General features: G+C 70.5%; 1 protein-coding gene. It reads right to left on the bottom strand.

Annotated elements, in window-relative coordinates; all coding sequences use genetic code 11:
- A partial coding sequence (locus tag PKE99_RS38215; RefSeq protein WP_271215121.1) for an AAA family ATPase occupies positions 1 to 677 on the bottom strand: 677 nt, incomplete at both ends.

Below are 677 nucleotides of genomic sequence, written 5' to 3'. Positions count from 1 at the left end.
ACCTGCGCTCGAGTGCGGCGTCCTTCTCGACGTGCTGGCGGTACTCGGTGAGTGTGGTCGCACCGATCATGTGCAGCTCGCCGCGGGCGAGCATCGGCTTGATCATGTTGCCGGCGTCCATCGCGCCCTCGGACGCCCCTGCACCGACGACGTTGTGCAGTTCGTCGACGAACAGCAGGATCCGGCCCTCCGCCGCCTTGACCTCCGACAGCACCGCCTGCAGCCGCTCCTCGAACTCACCGCGGTACTTCGCGCCGGCGACGAGAAGCCCCATGTCCAGGGCGAAGATGGTGCGTTCGCGCAGGCCTTCGGGGACGTCCCCGTCGACGATGCGCTGGGCCAGGCCCTCGACGATGGCGGTCTTGCCGACTCCGGGCTCGCCGAGCAGCACGGGGTTGTTCTTCGACTTCCGGGACAGGATCTGGACGACCCGGCGGATCTCGGCGTCGCGGCCGATCACCGGGTCCAGCCGACCGGAGCGGGCCGACTCCACCAGGTCCATCCCGTACTTCGTCAGGGCCTCGTACGACCCTTCCGGAGTGGCGGAGGTGACGCGCTGGTTGCCGCGTACCTGCGTCAGCGCGGCGAGGAAGGCCTCGCGGGTGACGGCGTGGCGGGCGAGCACCCGGCCCGCACCGCTCGCGGACCCCTCCTCCGCCAGCGCCACCAGCAGGTGT

Origin of the sequence: Pseudonocardia halophobica, from assembly GCF_027922425.1 — a bacterium.
Lineage (GTDB): Bacteria > Actinomycetota > Actinomycetes > Mycobacteriales > Pseudonocardiaceae > Pseudonocardia > Pseudonocardia halophobica.
The sequence above is the reverse complement of the archived record's forward strand: the minus strand, read 5'-3'. Positions and strand labels throughout refer to the sequence as shown.